This is a genomic window from Lelliottia jeotgali, from assembly GCF_977070485.1.
Window position 1 is genome coordinate 1 of the sequence record NZ_CDRVFO010000012.1, and the last position, 18,615, is coordinate 18,615.

Consider the following 18,615-nt stretch of genomic DNA (forward strand, 5'->3'; position numbering starts at 1 on the left):
TTAAGCAACTCGTTGAATTTCAAGGAGTTTCTCGTTCCGACTACGCTGGAAGTGGGGCGCATTATAAGGGGATTCGAACGCCCGTCAAGGCTTATTTCCAATAAACCCCACTATCGCTGAAAAGCAAAGCGGGGAGGCCTGACGACCTCCCCGCTTCTATATATAGCTACGCCGCCAGACACTCACTCTGCCTTGAGCTTGACCCGGGCAAACGCCTTCTTGCCCGCCTGGCACACATGAGTGGCGCCAAGCGCAAACATAAAGTCACGCTCAACCACAACACCATCAACCTTGACCGCACCACCATTGAGCAGGTCGCGCGCCATCGCCGAGTTCTTCACCAGGCCAGCACGGTTCAGTACAGCAGCGATCGGCAAGTCTTCAGCAGCGGTCACCTCAATCTCGGGAAGATCTTCTGGCAACTCACCCTCTTTCATGCGATTACCCGCCGCGCGATGGGCATTGGCAGCCGCTTCTTCACCATGGAAACGCGCAACGATTTCTTCCGCCAGCTTGATCTTGATGTCGCGCGGGTTCGCACCATTGGCGACATCGGCACGGAACTGCTCGATCTCATCCATGGAACGGAAACTCAGCAACTCGAAGTAACGCCACATCAGCGTGTCCGGGATCGACACCAGCTTGCTGTACATCACACCAGGCGCTTCCTGGATACCTACATAGTTGCCCAGCGACTTGGACATTTTCTTCACGCCGTCCAGCCCTTCGAGCAGCGGCATGGTCACGATGCACTGCGCTTCCTGCCCGTAAGCGCGCTGCAGCTCGCGCCCCATCAGCAAGTTGAACTTCTGGTCGGTACCACCCAGCTCCACATCAGCCTTGAGAGCTACCGAGTCATACCCCTGCACCAGCGGGTAAAGGAACTCATGAATGGCGATCGGCTGATTGGTGGTATAGCGCTTGTCGAAATCGTCGCGCTCAAGCATGCGCGCCACCGTGTACTGCGACGCGAGGCGGATGAAGTCAGCAGGTGTCAGCTTGTCCATCCAGGTGGAGTTGAACGCGACCTCGGTCTTGGCCGGGTCGAGAATCTTGAACACCTGCTGCTTGTACGTCTCGGCATTATCCAGCACCTGCTCACGGGTCAGCGGCGGACGAGTCGCACTTTTGCCGCTCGGATCACCGATCATTCCGGTGAAGTCGCCGATCAGGAAGACGACCTGATGACCAAGCTCCTGGAACTGACGCAGCTTGTTGATCAGCACGGTGTGCCCTAGGTGCAGGTCAGGCGCGGTCGGATCGAAACCTGCCTTGATACGCAGAGGCTGGCCACGCTTGAGCTTCTCCACCAGTTCCGACTCGACCAACACTTCTTCCGCACCGCGCTTGATAAGCGCCAGCTGCTCTTCAACCGACTTCATAGACAGACCCGCAAGGCTCAGATTCAAGGGGAGCCAACCATACAAGATCGGCCATCAAATACAAGTTTCGCAACGGAATGTGACCTGACCGCAGCCTCGCGGCGTCTACGCGCCCTTGCGTGAAATTGGATTTGGTTATATTTTATACAGTTATTTCATCTTCATCATGTCATTCATCTTTTCCATATTCACTTTTCTTCAAAAAGTCACCTTACCTATGACCGACGAAACGCCTAAAGCGCCACCGCTTTATCCGAAAAGCCATCTGCTGGCCGCCAGCGGCATAGCCGCCCTGCTCAGCCTGGCTCTGCTGGTATTCCCATCCAGCGAAGTCGAAGCCAAGAAGACCACCCTCAGCCTCGAGCTGGAAAGCCCGTCAGAGCAACTGAAGGATGAGTCCGGCGCCGCGCCGCTGGTGCAGACCGAAGCCGATCAAGGCTCGCCGTTCGCACAGATCGAAGGTGCCGATTCCAAAACCGAACAAGCTACTCAAGAGCTTCCGCCCCTAGAGCAACAACCAGAGGCCAAGGAGCCTGGGCATCGCGAAGTCACGGTGGCGCGAGGCGATACATTGTCCACCCTGTTCGCGAAAGTCGGTCTGCCAGCCAATGCGGTGCACGACCTGCTGGCCAGCAGCAAGCAGGCCAAGCAGTTCAGCCAACTCAAGCATGGCCAGGTACTGCAATTCGAGCTCGACAACGACGGCCAACTGGCCAGCCTGCAAAGCAAGGTCAGTACCCTCGAGACCATCCGCCTGACAAAGACCGCCAAGGGCTACAGTTTCGACCGTGAAATCAGCAAGCCGGTGGTACGCACTGCCTACGCCCATGGCGTGATCAAAAGCTCGCTGTCTGCCTCGGCCCAGCGTGCCGGCCTGTCACACAGTCTGACCATGGACATGGCCAAGGTACTGGGCTACGACATCGATTTCGCACAGGACATCCGTCAGGGTGACGAATTCGACGTGGTCTACGAGCAGAAGGTCATGGATGGCAAGGTGATTGGTACTGGCAACATCCTGTCCGCCCGCTTCACCAACCGCGGCAAGACCTACACTGCGGTGCGCTACACCAACAAGCAGGGCAACACCAGCTACTACACAGCCGACGGCAACAGCCTGCGCAAGGCGTTTATCCGTACCCCTGTGGACTTTGCCCGTATCAGCTCGCGGTTTTCCGCTGGCCGCAAGCACCCGATTCTGAACAAGATCCGCGCGCACAAGGGCGTCGACTATGCCGCACCACGCGGGACACCGATCAAGGCGGCCGGTGACGGTCGCATCGAGCTGGCCGGCCGTCGCGGTGGGTACGGCAACACAGTGATCATCGCCCACGGCAACAGATACAAGACCCTCTACGGGCACATGCAGGGCTTCGCCAAAGGCATCAAGACCGGCAGCAGCGTGAAACAGGGGCAGATTATCGGCTATATCGGTACCACCGGCCTGTCTACAGGCCCGCACCTGCACTACGAGTTCCAGGTCAACGGCGTCCACGTCGATCCGCTGAGCCAGAAAGTACCGATGTCAGACCCGATCGCCAAGGCTGAACGCCAGCGGTTCTTGCAGCAGAGCAAGCCACTGATCGCGCGCATGGATCAGGAAAAGGCCACCATGCTCGCAGCGAACAAGCGCTGATCTATGGCGCTCTACCTAGGAGTAATGTCTGGCACCAGCCTCGACGGCCTGGACATTGCCCTGATAGAACAAGGCGAGCAGCTGGAGCTGCTCGCCACCCACTACCTGCCAATGCCCGCCGAGCTGCGCCAGCAACTGCTTGCCCTGTGCGCCAGCGGCCCTGACGAAATCGCACGTGCCGCGTTGGCGGAAAACCGCTGGGCCAGCCTGGCCGCAGAAGGTATACAGCAGTTGCTGCAAAAGCAGGGGCTGCAGGCTGATGCCATTCGCGCCATCGGTAGCCATGGCCAGACCATCCGCCACGAGCCTGCCCGAGGATTTACCGTGCAGATCGGCAACCCGGCATTGCTCGCCGAGCTTACCGGAATCACAGTAGTAGCCGACTTCCGCCGGCGCGATGTGGCTGCTGGCGGCCAAGGCGCTCCTTTGGTGCCAGCGTTTCATGAAACCCTGTTCGGCCGTCTTGGCCAGCGGCTGGCAGTGCTCAACGTAGGCGGCTTCAGCAATCTCAGCCTGATCGAGCACGACAAGCCGGTCCACGGCTTCGACTGCGGCCCCGGCAATGTGCTACTGGATGCCTGGATCGAGCGTAAACGCGGCCAGGCTTATGACGCCGACGGAGCCTGGGCGGCCAGTGGAGTGGTCCAGACCGATTTGCTGAACGCGTTGCTGAGTGACCCTTTCTTCGCCGGCAGCGGCCCGAAGAGTACTGGCCGCGAAGTGTTCAACCTGTCTTGGCTGGATGGCCATCTCGCTTGCATGCCCCGTTATCGTGACGAAGATGTCCAGGCCACGCTGCTTGAGCTGACGGCGCGCAGCATCATCGAGTCCTTGCGCGATGCACAGCAAGGCACAGAAGCACTGCTTGTGTGTGGCGGCGGTGCGCGCAACGGTGCATTGATGGCTCGCCTTGACGCGCTACTACCCGATGCCCGGGTCACCAGCACCCAAGCATATGGCGTAGACCCCGACTGGGTCGAGGGCATGGCATTTGCCTGGCTGGCTCACTGCTGCCTGGAACGCATCGCCGCCAACCGCCCCAGTGTGACGGCAGCGAAAGGGCTGCGGGTTCTCGGCGCGATATACCCGGCCTGACCTTGCAGCCGCAACGAAAACGCCGCGCAAATGCGCGGCGCTTTTGTACTACCGGGCTTCAGATCGAGAAGGAAGAGCCGCAGCCACAGGTGGTAGCGGCATTCGGGTTCTTGATCACGAAGCGTGAACCCTCAAGGCCTTCCTGGTAATCCACCTCCGCGCCCGCCAGATACTGGAAGCTCATAGGATCAACCACCAGGGATACACCTTCGCGCTCGACGATGGTGTCATCTTCGGCCACATCTTCGTCGAAGGTGAAACCGTACTGGAAACCCGAGCAGCCGCCACCAGTCACGAAAACCCGCAGCTTCAGACGATCATTGCCCTCCTCGGATACGAGGGTCTTCACCTTTTGCGCGGCGCCGTGAGTGAATTCCAAAGCCGTAGGGGTGAAGGTTTCGACGCTCATGTTGATTCTCCCGGCGCAGTAGCCGCCATAAAACTCGATGAGGCGCATTATCCGCTTCTCCGAGAAAATCGGTCAACAATACGTAAGCAGCAAGTGACAAGCTACAAGCTGAACGCAATACGCTCACTTGCAGCTTGTCGCTGCTGTCAGGGCAGCAGGCCGGCATGGGACAGGCCCATGCGCTCGTCCAGGCCGAACAGGATGTTCAGGTTCTGCACCGCCTGGCCGGATGCGCCCTTGACCAGGTTGTCAATGACAGACAGAACCACCACCAGGTCACCACCTTGCGGACGATGAACGGCAATACGGCAGACATTTGCACCGCGAACGCTACGGGTTTCCGGGTGGCTGCCCGCTGGCATCACATCGACGAACGGCTCGTCCGCGTAGCGCTTCTCGAACAGTGCCTGCAAGTCGACCGACTTATCGGCCACCGTCGCGTACAGGGTCGAGTGAATACCGCGGATCATCGGGGTCAGATGCGGCACGAAGGTCAGGCCGATGTCCGTCCCCGCAGCCAAGCGCAGGCCTTGGCTGATTTCCGGCAGGTGACGGTGGCCCTTGACCGCGTAGGCCTTCATGCTCTCGCCAGCCTCACAGAACAGCGAACCCACGGCGGCACCACGGCCGGCGCCACTGACACCCGACTTGCAATCGGCGATCAGGCGCGACGGGTCGGCCAGGCCAGCTTCGAGCAGCGGCAGGAAGCCCAACTGGGTAGCAGTCGGGTAGCAGCCTGGCACGGCGATCAGGCGCGCCAGGCGAATTTTCTCACGGTTGACTTCAGGCAGGCCGTAGACCGCATCCTTCAGCAACTCCGGCGCGCCGTGCGGCTGCCCGTACCATTTCGCCCACTCGGCAGCGTCCTGCAAGCGGAAGTCGGCGGACAGGTCAATGACCTTGGTCCCGGCAGCCAGCAACTCGCCGGCCAAGGCGTGGGCGACACCGTGCGGGGTGGCGAAGAAGACCACGTCGCAAGCTGACAGAGCCTTGCTGTCCGGCACGCTGAAAGCCAGACCATCATAGTGACCGCGCAGGTTCGGATACATGTCGGCGACCGCTACGCCCGCCTCGGAACGCGAAGTGATGACCGCCACCTCGGCCTGTGGATGCTGTGCCAGCAGACGCAACAGTTCGACGCCGGTGTAACCCGTGCCGCCGACGATACCGACCTTGATCATAACGCTTGCCCCTTATCAACGAGCCGTCTGGAAAGCGCACGATGATAGGGGCGCAAGGCGCCTGTAACAACTCTTCGGGTGACCCTTCGGGCGCTTGGCCTCTACTATCTGACGACCGTGAATACCTGAAGGAACTCTCTCCATGCTTTACCTATGGATAAAAGCGCTGCACATCGTCAGCGTAGTCTGCTGGTTCGCCGGCCTGTTCTACCTGCCCCGGCTGTTCGTCTACCACGCGCAAAGCCAGGACAGCATCAGCCAGGAGCGCTTCGTGACCATGGAGCGCAAGCTGTACCGCGGCATCATGAACCCGGCGATGATTGCCACCTATGTGTTCGGCGCCTGGATGCTCTATCTCACGCCGGGCTGGCTGAGCCAGGGCTGGCTGCACGCCAAGCTGACACTGGTGATCCTGCTCACCGGCTACCATCACATGTGCGGCGCCCAGCGCAAACGCTTTGCCACCGGTGCCAACACCCGCAGCCACGTTTACTACCGCTGGTTCAACGAGGTACCCGTGCTGTTCCTGCTGGGCATCGTGATTCTTGTGGTGGTCAAACCGTTCTGACGATAATCGCACTGTACAGGAGCCTTGCCCATGTCCTTGCCTGCTTCGCTCGAACAACGCCTGCGCTTGCCCGTGGTGGCGGCGCCGATGTTCCTGATCTCCAATCCCCAGCTGGTCCTGGCCTGCTGCGGCAACGGCGTGGTCGGCAGTTTCCCCGCCCTGAACCAGCGCGACAGTGCCGGTTTCAAGGGCTGGCTCGAGGAGATCGAAGCGGGCCTTGGGCAGCTGCAGGCGCCAGCCCCTTATGCGGTCAATCTTATCGTCCACCCATCCAACCCGCGCCTGCAGGCTGACCTTGCCCTGTGTGTCGAGCATCAGGTGCCTATAGTCATCACCAGTCTTGGCGCGGTGAAGGAAGTCGTCGATGCCGTACACGCCTATGGCGGCCTGGTGTTCCATGATGTGACCACCCGGCGTCACGCTGAGAAAGCTGCACAGGCCGGCGTCGATGGCCTGATCGCGGTGGCGGCAGGTGCAGGCGGGCATGCTGGCACCTGGAGCCCGTTCGCCCTTGCGGCAGAAATCCGCCAGTTTTTCGACAAGACACTGCTATTGGCCGGCTGCATCAACCACGGCCATGAAATACTCGCCGCCCAGTTGCTTGGCGCGGACCTGGCCTACATGGGTACTCGCTTTATTGCCACCCGGGAGAGCCATGCCCAAGAGGCGTATAAACAGATGCTGCTCGGCGCGCATGCAGCGGATATCGTCCATACCCCAGCGGTTTCCGGCATACCGGCAAGCTTTTTGCGCCAGAGCCTTGAACAGGCCGGGTATGACATGGCCGCACTGAAGGCCGGCCAGGAGCAGGGCAAACTCAAGCCGATCGATGATGAAGCCAAGGCCTGGAAGACAGTATGGTCTGCCGGGCAAGGCGTCGGAGAAATCCATGACTTGCCCGGCGCCGCCGCACTGATCGAGCGCCTGCACGGCGAATACAGAGCAGCCCTGGAGCGCAGCCAGGCGTTACGCGCCAAGGCCTTGTAGCAAAAGGCAACACCTGGCCTGGCCACGCTGTACACTAGGCGCCCTCTTTAGCCCTCAGGAGCCTTGCATGACCCGTTACGCCATGATCACTGGTGCTTCCAGCGGCCTGGGCCTGGCCCTGGCGGAAGCTCTGGCGCGGCGCGGGCGCAATCTGATCCTGGTGGCACGCCACCGCGAAACCCTTGAACCGGTAGCCATCGAGCTGACCCAGCGCTTCGGCGTCGAAGTACTGCTACGCGCCTGCGACCTCAGCCAGCCGCTGCGCCTGTCCGGTTTCGTACTCGAGCTGGAAGAGGGCGAGCGGCGCATCGACCTGTTGGTCAACTGCGCCGGCCAACGTACCTATGGCCCGTTTCTGGCCCACGAGTGGGCGGACGAGCAGGACCTGCTGGAAGTGAACATTCTCGCCATGAGCCGCCTGTGCCATGCCATCGGTAACCTCATGGCAGTACAGGGAGGCGGGCAGATCCTCAATGTCGCCGGCCTGGCCGCCGTAGCGCCAGGCCCCCGGATGGCCACCTATGCCGCCAGCAAGACCTATGTGATGCATTTCACCGAAGCCCTGCGCGAAGAGCTCAAGCCCACGGGCATCAAGGTTTCGGTCCTTTGCCCCGGTCCGGTGCGCTCTTCGCGCCGCCGTATTCCAAGGCTCGAAGGCAGCAGCCGCTGCCTCAGCCCCGAAGAGGTGGCGCTGTATACCGTGCGCGCATTGGCGAAAAACCGGGCGCTGATCATTCCGGTTCGCCGCAACCGCTGGCTGGCATTCGCCCCGCGCCTGTTGCCCCGCTGGTTGGCTCGCAAGCTTGCAGGCTTCATCCACCGCCGTTACTGCCCGGTCGGAATGGAATAGCCCACTGGGCGAGCGGCGCCTGGCTAAGTACACTCGGCCAGGACCCTCACCATGGAGCAAGTGCTGTGGACGATTTATTCATCAAGATCATCAACCGGGAAATCCCGGCGAAGATCATCTACGAGGACGACCAGGTTCTGGCCTTCCACGACATCGCGCCTCAGGCGCCGGTGCATTTTCTGGTCATCCCGAAAAAACACATCCGTACGCTCAATGACCTGACCGAAGAGGACAAGGGCCTGGCCGGCCATATCCTGTTCACCGCCCAGCGCCTGGCCAAGGAGCTTGGCTGCGAGGATGGCTTCCGCGTGGTCATGAACTGTAACGAGCAAGGTGGCCAGACCGTCTACCACATCCACATGCACGTGCTCGGCCAGCGTCAGATGCACTGGCCACCGGGCTGACCCAAGGCAAGCCCACCCCGGGCGATTGAGGTAAACTGTCGGGCATCACTTCAGCGGAGGTGCCCGATGGCTACCGAACGTCACTATTCGCCGCTCGACCGCTTGTTGCTGCAGGCCGATACCGCCATGCGCACCTTGCTGCCCTTCAGCGGCCAACCCTCCCGGCCGTCCCCGGCCATTGTCCAGCCCGACGTCGAACTCGACGAAAGCCAGACCCGCCACATTGCCGGGCTCATGCGCATCAACCATACCGGCGAGGTCTGCGCCCAGGCGCTGTACCAGGGCCAGGCCCTGACCGCCAAGTTGCCCCAGGTGCGCAAGGCGATGGAGCATGCGGCGGAGGAAGAAATCGACCATCTGGCCTGGTGCGAACAGCGCATCCGTCAGCTGGGCAGCCACCCCAGCGTGCTCAATCCGCTGTTCTACGGCATGTCGTTCGGCATCGGCGCGCTCGCCGGCATGGTCAGCGACAAGGTCAGCCTGGGCTTCGTCGCCGCCACAGAGCATCAGGTGTGCAAACACCTCGACGAACACCTGGAGCAGATCCCCCATGAGGACGAAAAGTCCCGTGCCATTCTCGAGCAGATGCGCGTTGACGAAGAGCAACACGCCGACTCGGCCCTTGAAGCAGGTGGCTATCGCTTTCCCGCGCCGGTACGTTTCGGTATGAGCATGCTGGCCAAGGTCATGACCAAGAGCACTTACCGCATCTAGGGGCACGCCAATGACGGACCGTATCGACGCCAAGGACCTGGCGCGCGCCGTACAAGCAGGAGTTCTCCAGCCTGGCCAGGACAAGGCCCTGCTGGACTTCCTGCTCCAGCAGCCAGCAGCTCGTGGCAGTTTCCAGCTGGCGCACGTCGCGTTCTATTTCGGCGCAATGCTGATCATGGGGGCGATGGGCTGGCTGTTGACCGAAGCCTGGATGCGAATCGGTGACTGGGCGCTGCTGGCCATCGCCGTCCTTTACATCGGTCTTCTCACCTTGTTCGCCCTCAACCTGCAAAAACGCCAGCAACCCATCGCATCTGGCGTCCTGGCGGCGGTTGCGGTAAGCATCGTGCCCTTGGCTGTCTTTGCCATCGAACGCCTGGCCGGCTGGTGGCCACTGGATGATCGGCAAACGGACTATCACCAGTACTACACCTATGTGCAGGGTGGATGGCTGTTGATGGAGGCGGCCACGGTGGTCGCCGGTTTGCTCATGCTGCGCCTGATCCCCTACCCGTTCATTGTGATGCCGATTGCCATAGCCTTATGGTTCATGTCGATGGACCTTACCGAGTGGGTGTTCGGCTCACCCTTCAGCTGGGAACAGCGGCGCACGGTTTCGCTGTGGTTCGGGCTCGGGCTACTGCTGGTGTTTCTGGTGGTCGACGGGCGCACGCGTGAGGATTACGCCCACTGGGGTTACCTGGCCGGGCTGGCAGCGTTCTGGGGTGGGCTGACGATGATCGAAAGCGACAGCGAGCTGGGTAAGGCGTTGTATTGCCTGATCAACCTGGGTTTGATGAGCGTTGCGGTGCTGTTGCGTCGGCCGGTGTTCATGGTATTCGGGGCGCTGGGGGTGGCGGCTTATCTTGGCTACCTGTCTTACGAGGTGTTTGCCGATTCGCTACTGTTCCCGGTTGTGGTGACCTTGATCGGGCTAGGGGTAATCGGGCTGGGGCTGGGTTATCAGAAGCGCCGGGAGCACCTCAGCCAGTCATTTAGGCGCTGCGTACCCCGTTGGTTGGTGGTCGCTCTTCCAGCCTTGCGCAACTGAACACCGTCGGGGGCCGCATTGCGGCCCAAAAGTCTCAACCCAGCTCAACGATCTCGTAGCCATGGGTGATTTCCACACCCGCGCGCTCCAGCATGATCGACGCCGAGCAATATTTCTCTGCCGACAGCTCCACCGCACGCTTGACCTGAGCCTCTTTAAGCCCGCGCCCTTTGACCACGAAGTTCATATGAATCTTGGTAAACACCTTCGGGTCTTCGCTAGCGCGCTCGGCCTCCAGGAAGGCTTCGCAGCTTTCCACCGCTTGGCGCGATTTCTTCAAGATGCTCACTACGTCGAAGCTGCTGCAGCCGCCTAGGCCGAGCAGAAGCATTTCCATCGGGCGCACGCCCAGGTTGCGGCCACCCGCCTCCGGCGGACCATCCATCACCACGACATGGCCACTCCCCGATTCGCCAAGGAACATCGCTTCACCGGCCCATTGGATGCGTGCCTTCATCTGTCCGTACTCCTAAATTTCGCAAAAGGGTGTCAGCTTAAGCGTTGTGTGGCTGTCGGAAAAGCTCCACACGTTTGGCATTTGTGCCGAAACATCCTTCAGTGTCTGATAAGCTGGCGCCAATTGACTGACGCGTCGCGTTAGCCAACTCCCCACCAGAGCCTATGGGTCGTATCGAACAGGATTTCGTGATGGTTGCCTCAGCCCTACCCGCCAAGATCAAGAACATCGACAAGCTGCTGATGCACTGCCAGCGCCGCCGCTACACTGCAAAGAGTAATATCATCTGTGCTGGTGACCGGGCCGAAACGCTGTCGTTCATCATCAAGGGTTCAGTCACTATCCTCATTGAGGATGACGAAGGCCACGAGATGATCATCGCCTACCTCAACAGTGGCGATTTCTTCGGCGAGCTGGGTTTGTTCGAACCCGCCGGCAGCGATCAGCAGCGCAGCGCCTGGGTGCGCGCCAAGACAGAGTGCGAGGTAGCGGAGGTCAGTTATGACAAGTTTCGCGACCTGGCCCGCCAGGACCCGGATATTCTTTACTCCCTCGGCAGCCAGATGGCCCAGCGCCTGCGCAACACCACGCGCAAGGTGGGCGACCTGGCGTTCTTCGATGTTACTGGCCGAGTCGCCCGTTGCCTGCTGGACCTGTGCAAGCAGCCAGACGCCATGACCCACCCGGACGGCATGCAAATCAAGATCACCCGCCAGGAAATTGGCCGTATCGTCGGTTGCTCGCGGGAAATGGTCGGCCGCGTGCTCAAGGACCTCGAGGAACGCAGCCTGGTTCAGGTCAAGGGCAAGACCATGGTGGTTTACGGTACCCGTTAATCCTTGGGCAGCGCTGCAAGTACTTCCCTGTAAGCCTGCGAAAGGCGCTCGAACCACGGTACTGCGGGCGCCACTTCGTGCAGGGCAATATGGCTGTCAGCCCGGCAGCGCTGCTCGAGCCCGCAACATTCATTGAAACGGTTGACCGCCGCGACCATCGACTCGCGCTCGTTGTCCAGCAACAACGCACCATGCACCAGCACCACCGGCCGTTTTCCACCCAGCCCCTGGCGCCAGCGCTGGGCAGTCCCCACCAGCTTGCGGCCATTGAGGTTGACATTGTAGCGGCCGTCGCAGAAGGCCCCGTCGATCTCGCCCACCGAAGCCACGCCGCCCCATTCGCGCAGCACATCGCACAACGGCAGACAGAGGCGTTCATACGCGTTCTCGATGCGGCCATGGTCGCCTTCGCTGCGCGGAGCGACATACACCAGCGCCACATTCACTGTCGAATTCGACTGAGGTACCGGCTCACCACCGGTTTCTCGCAGCAGCACTGGCCAGCCAGCGATCGCCAATTCCGAGCAGGCTGTCTCGAAGTTGTCCAGGCGGCTCATGCGCCGAGGCATGACCAGCGCATGATCTGTCGGGCGCCAGAAAAGCACACCACTTTCGGTTTCGCCACGGCAGACCGAAGCCAAAAGATCTTGCTCGGCGTGCAGACCCTGCTCGACGGTGAGGGCCAGGGGTTGATCGGTCATTGATCCACCTTCGATAAAGCCGGCGATTGCCGGCTTCAACGTTGCTTAGTCCAGTTGCTGAACAGTCTTCTTCACCTGTTCAGGGAAGAACAACCGCTGCAGTTCCAACCCCGGCTGCTCGGCCCGCATGAACGCCTCGCCCACCAGGAACGAATAAACGTCATTGATTTCCATCAACTCGACATCGGCACGGTTGAGAATGCCACTCTCGGTGATGGCCAGGCGATCGCGGGGGATGCGCGGTAAAAGGTCGAGAGTGGTTTCCAGGCTAACTTCGAAGGTATGCAGGTTACGGTTGTTGACACCCACCAGCGGGGTATCAAGCGTTTTCAACGCACGCTCCAACTCGTCACCGTCATGTACCTCGACCAGCACGTCGAGACCGACTTCCTTGGCGGTAGCGGCCAACTCGGCCATCTTGACGTCGTCGAGCGCCGACACGATCAGCAGCACGCAGTCTGCGCCCAAGGCGCGTGCTTCGATGATCTGATAAGGGTCGACCATGAAATCCTTGCGGATCACCGGCAGCGAAACGGCGGCGCGTGCCTGTTGCAGATACTCATCAGCACCCTGGAAGTAGTCCACGTCGGTCAGCACCGACAGGCAAGTCGCCCCGCCCTTTTCGTAACTGACGGCAATTTCCGACGGCACGAAGTTCTCGCGGATGACACCCTTGCTCGGCGAGGCCTTCTTGATTTCGGCGATCACCGCTGGCTGCTTGCGCTTGGCTTGCTCGATCAGGGCATTAGCAAACCCGCGCGGGGCATCCGCCCCCTTGGCCAGGTGCTCCATTTCGGCGAGGCTGACGCGCGCGCTGCGCTCAGCCACTTCCTGGAACTTGCGGGCAACTATCCTTTCCAGCACCGTCGGGACACTCATGCTTCGTTCTCCACCTTGAATACCGCTGTAAAGGCACCCAGCTCCTGCAGCTTTTCCCAAGCCAGCCCGGTGTGCAGCACATCGTGGGCCAGATCCACACCAGCCTTCAGACTCATGGCGTGATCAGCGGCGTACAACGCAGCGCCCGCGTTGAGCACTATCATCTCGGCAGCCTTCTGGCCATTCTCGGTCTTGCGCCGGCCCAGTGCATCACGGATCAACTCCAGCGATGCCTGTGGGTTTTCGACTGCCAGGCCATGCAGGCTCTGGCTCTTCATGCCAAGGTCTTCAGGCTCGACCCAGTATTCGCTGATCTGGTCGTTCTTCAGTTCGGCGACAAAGGTAGGCGCGGCCAGGCTGAACTCATCCAGGCCATCCTTGGAATGCACGACCAGCACATGCTTGCTGCCCAGGCGTTGCAGCACTTCCGCCAGCGGGCGGCACAAGGCCTGGCTAAATACACCGACCACCTGGTGTTTTACTCCAGCCGGATTCGTAAGCGGGCCGAGCATGTTGAACAGGGTACGCAGGCCCAGGTCGCGGCGCGGGCCTGCGGCATGTTTCATGGCGGAGTGATGGCTTTGGGCGAACATGAAGCCGATGCCGAGGCTGTCAATGCAACGCCCCACTTGCGTGGGCGTCAGGTTCAGGTAGATGCCCGCAGCTTCCAGCAGGTCCGCACTGCCGCTCTTGCCGGAAACCGCGCGATTGCCATGTTTGGCCACGGTGCAACCCGCCGCCGCAAGGACGAAAGAAGAAGCGGTGGAAACGTTGAAGATGTTGGCGCCATCACCGCCCGTGCCGACGATATCGACTACGCCATCAAGGCTTTTCAGCTCGACCTTGTCAGCCAGCTCACGCATGACCGAAACCGCGCCAACGATCTCGTCGATGCTCTCGCTCTTCATGCGCATGCCCATCAGGAAGGCGCCGATCTGCGCCTCGCTGCACTGGCCGGTCATGATCTGGCGCATCACATCGCGCATTTCTTCGGTGGAAAGGTCCAGGTGGCCGACAATACGGCTCAACGCGCTCTTGATATCCATGCTCGGTCCTTAGCGGCGGCCGCCGGTCTGCTTGAGGAAGTTGGCGAACAGCTCGTGGCCCTGCTCGGTCAGGATGGACTCAGGGTGGAACTGCACCCCTTCTATATTCAGTGTCTTGTGGCGCAGGCCCATGATCTCGTCGACCGAACCATCGTCATGTGCAGTCCAGGCAGTCACTTCCAGGCACTCTGGCAGGGTCTCGCACTTGACCACCAGGGAATGGTAGCGGGTTACGGTGAGCGGATTGTTGAGGCCGGCGAAGACGCCCAGGTCGCGGTGATATACCGGGCTGGTCTTGCCGTGCATGACCTGGCGGGCACGCACTACATCGCCACCAAACGCCTGGCCGATTGATTGGTGGCCCAGGCAAACTCCAAGGATCGGCAGCTTGCCGGCAAAATGCAAAATGGCCTCGATGGACACACCGGCTTCGCTCGGCGTGCAAGGGCCAGGGGAGACGACGATGCGCTCAGGGTTGAGGGCTTCTATCTGGGCAACGGTGATTTCGTCGTTGCGAATGACTTTGACCTCGGCACCCAACTCGCCAAGGTACTGAACGACGTTGTAAGTGAATGAGTCGTAATTGTCGATCATCAGTAACATCGGGCTAAACCTCTAGAATCTACTGACTTTAAAAGTCGAACCTTCCTACACCAAAAACAGACACGGCGTTGCCACTAGGGGCGCTCGGAAACGGACAGGAAGGCAAACGGGGGCGGGCCGGACAGGCCGGCAAGAGATAAAGTCAGGCGCGCCAACGCCAACGGGCGTGGGCCTTGATAACGCGCATCAAGAGTTTGCTGACGATCAACACGGGATAGGTCTCGCTCATACTTGCAGGCACAGTAGCCTACCGGCGCGGCGGGCGCAATATGCCCGTAAATACGGGAAACGAATGGACTTGGAAGGCATGCCCTGCGATTTGCTAAGGTCGATCGGGTTGTCCTCATAAAAACAATGAAAAGGATGTTCCCAGATGCGAAAAGCACCTTTGCTACGTTTTACCTTGGCTACGTTGGCGCTCGCCTGCAGCCAGGCTTTCGCAGCCCCCTCGCCTTACTCGACAATGATCGTCTTCGGCGACAGCCTCAGCGATGCCGGGCAATTTCCTGACCTGACCGGCGGTACTGCCGGCATGCGCTTTACCAACCGTGATGAGAATGGCAACTTTGCACCTGTCTCGCCGATGATCCTCGGCGCACGCCTGGGTGTGAATCCGGATGAGCTCAACCCATCCACATCATTCGGAATACGCCCCGACGGCAACAACTGGGCCGTTGGCGGCTACACCACGCAGCAGATCCTGGATTCGATCACCACCACTTCCGAGACAGTCATTCCGCCAGGCCAACCTTTTGCCGGCCTGGTACTACGCGACAAGCCCGGCTATCTGGCCAATGGCTTGCGCGCAGACCCCAATGCCCTCTACTACCTGACCGGTGGCGGCAACGACTTCCTGCAAGGCCTGGTGAGCAGCCCTGCCGATGCCGCCGCTGCGGGATCGCGCCTGGCAGCCAGCGCCCAGGCCCTGCAACAAGGTGGCGCCCGCTACATCATGGTCTGGCTGCTACCCGACCTCGGCCAGACGCCGAACTTCAGTGGCACCCCGCAGCAAAACGCCCTGTCGCAACTGTCCAGCGTGTTCAACCAGTCACTGGTCAGCCAACTGGGCCAGATCGATGCCGAAATCATTCCACTGAACATTCCCGTACTGCTGAACGAAGCACTGGCCAGCCCGACGCAATTCGGCCTGGCCAGCGGGCAGAATCTGGTCGGCACCTGCTACAGCGGCAACAGTTGCGTGGAAAACCCACTGTACGGCATCAATGGCACCACACCCGACCCCACCAAGCTGCTGTTCAACGACTCGGTACACCCGACCATCGCCGGCCAGCAACTGATTGCCGACTACGGCTACTCGATCCTTTCCGCACCCTGGGAGCTGACGCTGCTGCCGGAAATGGCCCACGCCAGCCTGCGTGCGCATCAGGACGAACTACGTAATCAATGGCAGGCACCCTGGCAAGCGGCTGGCCAATGGCAGGCCTTCGTTGCCACCGGTGCGCAAGATCTGGACCTCGACGGGGGGCGTACTTCTGCCGACGCTGACGGGCGCGGCTACAACCTCACGCTGGGTGGCAGCTACCGGCTCAACGACACCTGGCGCGTAGGGCTTGCCGGCGGTATCTATCGCCAGAAACTGGAGGCAGGAGAACAAGACTCGGACTACAAGCTGGACAGCTACCTGGCCAGTGCCTTCGCCCAGTTTCGTAAGGACCGCTGGTGGGCCGACGCAGCGCTGAGTGCTGGGCACCTGGATTACCAGGACCTCAAGCGCTCCTTCGCCCTGGGCGTGAATGACCGAAGTGAGAAAGGTGATACTGACGGCGAAGCCTGGGCTGTGACCGGCCGACTGGGATACAACCTGGCAGCCGATAGCAGTCGCTGGCAGCTGGCGCCGTTCATCAGCGCCGACTACGCGCGGGTGAAGGTGGACGGTTATGACGAGAAGAGCGGACGTTCGACGGCACTGGGCTTCGATGACCAGGAACGCACTTCGCGTCGTTTGGGTCTAGGGTTGCAGGGCAGCGTGCAGGTACTGGCCAACACCAGGCTGTTTGCCGAGGTGGCGCAGGAGCATGAGTTCGAGGATGACCAACAGGATGTGACGATGCACCTGACGACACTGCCAGCCAATGACTTCACGCTAACCGGGTACACACCGCAGAGCAATCTGACACGCGCCAGCCTTGGGCTGAGCCATGAGCTCGCAGCGGGGGTGCAACTGCGCGGGAACTACAACTGGCGCAAGAGCGATGAGTTGACCCAGCAAGGCATAAGCCTGGGCGTCAGCGTCGACTTTTAACAGAACGGGGCCGCCATGCGGCCCCACGCCTGTGAATCACTCGGCAGGACGTTGCTCAGCCAACGCCACCGCACGGAACATCGCCCGGCGCTTGTTGATGGTTTCTTCCCACTCCAGCGCCGGCACCGAGTCGGCGACGATGCCGCCACCGGCCTGCACATGCAGCTCGCCGTCCTTGATCACTGCCGTGCGAATGGCAATCGCGGTATCCATGTTGCCATTCCAGGCAAAGTAGCCCACTGCACCACCGTAGACGCCACGCTTGACCGGCTCCAGTTCGTCGATGATCTCCATCGCGCGGATCTTCGGTGCACCCGATAAGGTACCCGCCGGCAGAATCGCCCGCAGTGCATCCATCGCGGTCAAGCCCTCGGCCAGTTGCCCGGTAACGTTGGAAACGATGTGCATTACATTGGAGTAGCGCTCGATCACCATCTTTTCGGTCAGGCGCACGCTACCGGTGGAGGACACACGCCCCACATCGTTGCGGCCCAGGTCGATGAGCATCAGGTGCTCGGCGATTTCCTTGTCGTCCGACAGCAGGTCATCTTCCAGCGCCCGGTCGGCCTCCTCGTTGGCCCCCCTTGGACGGGTACCGGCAATCGGGCGTACGGTGACCAGGTTGTCTTCCACCCGCACCAGTACTTCCGGCGAGCTGCCGACAACGTGGAAGTCCCCGAAGTTGAAGAAGTACATGTACGGCGTCGGGTTGAAGCAGCGCAGCGCACGGTACAAGTCTATGGGCGCTGCCTGGAAGTCGATCGACATGCGTTGGGACGGCACCACTTGCATGCAGTCACCGGCCAGGATGTACTCCTTCACGGTGTCCACAGCGCGCTCGTAATCCTCCTGGGTAAAGGAGGAGCGGAACGCCGGCTCTGCCGCCATGGGGCCGCTCAGGTCCAGGCCGCGTCGCGGCGTGATGGGTTCGCGCAGCTTGGCCAGCAGGCCTTGCAGGCGCGCCTGGCCTTGCTCGAAAGCCTGCTCCTCGGACGGGTCGACCAGTACGATCGCATGCATCTTGCCGGCCAGGTTGTCGAACACCACCACGGCATCCGAAACCATCAGCAGGATGTCCGGCACGCCCAACGGGTCAGGATTGGGGCAAGCGCCCAGGCGCTTTTCCACGTAGCGCACACAGTCATAGCCAAAGTAGCCGACCAGGCCACCGTTGAAACGCGGCAGACCGGCAATGTCAGCAACCTTGTAGCGGTCCTTGAAGGTTTCGACGAATGCCAGCGGGTCTTCGACATCATGGCTTTCGACCTGCACGCCATCGTGCAGGATGCTCACGTGATAGCCATGCACACGCATCACCGTGCGCGACGGCAGGCCGATCATCGAATAACGCCCCCACTTCTCACCGCCCTGCACCGACTCGAGCAGGTACGAGTTGGCCTGGTCGGCCAGCTTCAGGTAGATAGAAAGCGGGGTATCGAAGTCGGCCAGGGTTTCACAGGCCAAGGGGATGCGGTTGTAGCCGGCAGCGGCCAGGCGCAGGAATTCTTCGCGGGTCATGAGTAGCCTCGGAGCAACAATGAGAGTCGGGCAAA

At 60.9% G+C, this 18,615-nt stretch carries 19 protein-coding genes; 10 read left to right on the top strand and 9 right to left on the bottom strand.

What is annotated here, in order from left to right:
• Window positions 1–182: 182 nt before the first annotated feature.
• Window positions 183–1,382 (bottom strand): tyrosine--tRNA ligase, encoded by a 1,200-nt coding sequence (tyrS, locus tag ACW4TB_RS18040; protein WP_279933700.1) that lies wholly within the window; start codon window positions 1,380–1,382, stop codon window positions 183–185.
• Window positions 1,383–1,599: 217 nt separating this feature from the next.
• Here tyrS and ACW4TB_RS18045 point away from each other — a divergent pair, with 217 nt between their 5' ends.
• On the top strand, window positions 1,600–3,018 hold the full coding sequence (locus tag ACW4TB_RS18045) for a peptidoglycan DD-metalloendopeptidase family protein (RefSeq protein WP_012316530.1): 1,419 nt from the start codon (window positions 1,600–1,602) through the stop codon (window positions 3,016–3,018).
• A gap of 3 nt (window positions 3,019–3,021) precedes the next feature.
• The gene (locus ACW4TB_RS18050; protein ID WP_042111800.1) at window positions 3,022–4,113 is read left to right on the top strand and encodes an anhydro-N-acetylmuramic acid kinase; all 1,092 of its coding nucleotides are present in this window, start codon (window positions 3,022–3,024) and stop codon (window positions 4,111–4,113) included.
• A 58-nt stretch (window positions 4,114–4,171) separates the two neighbouring features.
• Here the strand turns inward: ACW4TB_RS18050 and erpA are convergent, their stop codons facing one another.
• Complete coding sequence (gene erpA, locus ACW4TB_RS18055) at window positions 4,172–4,522, bottom strand: iron-sulfur cluster insertion protein ErpA (RefSeq protein WP_028633511.1); 351 nt, start codon at window positions 4,520–4,522, stop codon at window positions 4,172–4,174.
• Window positions 4,523–4,668: 146 nt separating this feature from the next.
• Window positions 4,669–5,703, bottom strand: coding sequence for an N-acetyl-gamma-glutamyl-phosphate reductase (argC, locus tag ACW4TB_RS18060; protein ID WP_012316533.1), 1,035 nt, complete (start codon window positions 5,701–5,703; stop codon window positions 4,669–4,671).
• A gap of 142 nt (window positions 5,704–5,845) precedes the next feature.
• Here argC and hemJ point away from each other — a divergent pair, with 142 nt between their 5' ends.
• From hemJ to ACW4TB_RS18090, 6 genes are all read left to right on the top strand, one after another.
• A complete protein-coding gene (gene hemJ / locus ACW4TB_RS18065; protein ID WP_012316534.1) occupies window positions 5,846–6,271 on the top strand; it encodes a protoporphyrinogen oxidase HemJ in 426 nt (141 codons plus the stop codon).
• A 30-nt stretch (window positions 6,272–6,301) separates the two neighbouring features.
• Window positions 6,302–7,258 (top strand): NAD(P)H-dependent flavin oxidoreductase, encoded by a 957-nt coding sequence (locus ACW4TB_RS18070; protein WP_279933701.1) that lies wholly within the window; start codon window positions 6,302–6,304, stop codon window positions 7,256–7,258.
• Window positions 7,259–7,325: 67 nt separating this feature from the next.
• On the top strand, window positions 7,326–8,108 hold the full coding sequence (locus ACW4TB_RS18075; RefSeq protein ID WP_279933702.1) for an SDR family NAD(P)-dependent oxidoreductase: 783 nt from the start codon (window positions 7,326–7,328) through the stop codon (window positions 8,106–8,108).
• 65 nt (window positions 8,109–8,173) lie between these two features.
• On the top strand, window positions 8,174–8,512 hold the full coding sequence (locus ACW4TB_RS18080; RefSeq protein WP_012316537.1) for a histidine triad nucleotide-binding protein: 339 nt from the start codon (window positions 8,174–8,176) through the stop codon (window positions 8,510–8,512).
• Window positions 8,513–8,578: 66 nt separating this feature from the next.
• Window positions 8,579–9,226: a 2-polyprenyl-3-methyl-6-methoxy-1,4-benzoquinone monooxygenase gene (gene coq7, locus ACW4TB_RS18085; protein WP_012316538.1), complete on the top strand. Its 648-nt coding sequence runs from the start codon at window positions 8,579–8,581 to the stop codon at window positions 9,224–9,226.
• Between the two features lie 10 nt (window positions 9,227–9,236).
• Window positions 9,237–10,277: a DUF2157 domain-containing protein gene (locus ACW4TB_RS18090; protein ID WP_254466667.1), complete on the top strand. Its 1,041-nt coding sequence runs from the start codon at window positions 9,237–9,239 to the stop codon at window positions 10,275–10,277.
• Between the two features lie 34 nt (window positions 10,278–10,311).
• Here ACW4TB_RS18090 and ACW4TB_RS18095 read toward each other — a convergent pair whose 3' ends face one another.
• Window positions 10,312–10,734: an OsmC family protein gene (locus ACW4TB_RS18095; RefSeq protein ID WP_004376171.1), complete on the bottom strand. Its 423-nt coding sequence runs from the start codon at window positions 10,732–10,734 to the stop codon at window positions 10,312–10,314.
• A gap of 191 nt (window positions 10,735–10,925) precedes the next feature.
• On the opposite strand from ACW4TB_RS18095, the gene crp reads away from it, so the two are divergent.
• The gene (crp, locus tag ACW4TB_RS18100; RefSeq protein ID WP_012316540.1) at window positions 10,926–11,570 is read left to right on the top strand and encodes a cAMP-activated global transcriptional regulator CRP; all 645 of its coding nucleotides are present in this window, start codon (window positions 10,926–10,928) and stop codon (window positions 11,568–11,570) included.
• On the opposite strand, the gene ACW4TB_RS18105 is transcribed toward crp, so the two are convergent.
• From ACW4TB_RS18105 to ACW4TB_RS18120, 4 genes are read right to left on the bottom strand one after another with little or no spacing between them, the layout of a single operon-like run.
• The gene (locus ACW4TB_RS18105; RefSeq protein WP_012316541.1) at window positions 11,567–12,271 is read right to left on the bottom strand and encodes a lipoate--protein ligase family protein; all 705 of its coding nucleotides are present in this window, start codon (window positions 12,269–12,271) and stop codon (window positions 11,567–11,569) included. The genes crp and ACW4TB_RS18105 overlap by 4 nt on opposite strands.
• Before the next feature lie 45 nt (window positions 12,272–12,316).
• Entirely contained in the window at window positions 12,317–13,150 is an 834-nt protein-coding gene (trpC, locus tag ACW4TB_RS18110) for an indole-3-glycerol phosphate synthase TrpC (RefSeq protein ID WP_012316542.1), read from the bottom strand.
• Window positions 13,147–14,196, bottom strand: a complete 1,050-nt coding sequence (gene trpD / locus ACW4TB_RS18115; protein WP_012316543.1) for an anthranilate phosphoribosyltransferase — start codon at window positions 14,194–14,196, stop codon at window positions 13,147–13,149. Before trpD ends, trpC begins: the two co-directional genes overlap by 4 nt.
• Before the next feature lie 9 nt (window positions 14,197–14,205).
• On the bottom strand, window positions 14,206–14,799 hold the full coding sequence (locus tag ACW4TB_RS18120) for an aminodeoxychorismate/anthranilate synthase component II (RefSeq protein ID WP_279933703.1): 594 nt from the start codon (window positions 14,797–14,799) through the stop codon (window positions 14,206–14,208).
• Window positions 14,800–15,172: 373 nt separating this feature from the next.
• Between ACW4TB_RS18120 and estP the strand changes: the two genes are divergently transcribed.
• Window positions 15,173–17,062 carry an esterase EstP gene (estP, locus tag ACW4TB_RS18125; protein WP_279933704.1) on the top strand — a complete coding sequence of 630 codons (1,890 nt, stop codon included), beginning with the start codon at window positions 15,173–15,175 and terminating at the stop codon, window positions 17,060–17,062.
• Window positions 17,063–17,098: 36 nt separating this feature from the next.
• On the opposite strand, the gene trpE is transcribed toward estP, so the two are convergent.
• Window positions 17,099–18,580 (bottom strand): anthranilate synthase component I, encoded by a 1,482-nt coding sequence (trpE, locus tag ACW4TB_RS18130; RefSeq protein ID WP_279933705.1) that lies wholly within the window; start codon window positions 18,578–18,580, stop codon window positions 17,099–17,101.
• Between the last annotated feature and the right edge of the window lie 35 nt (window positions 18,581–18,615).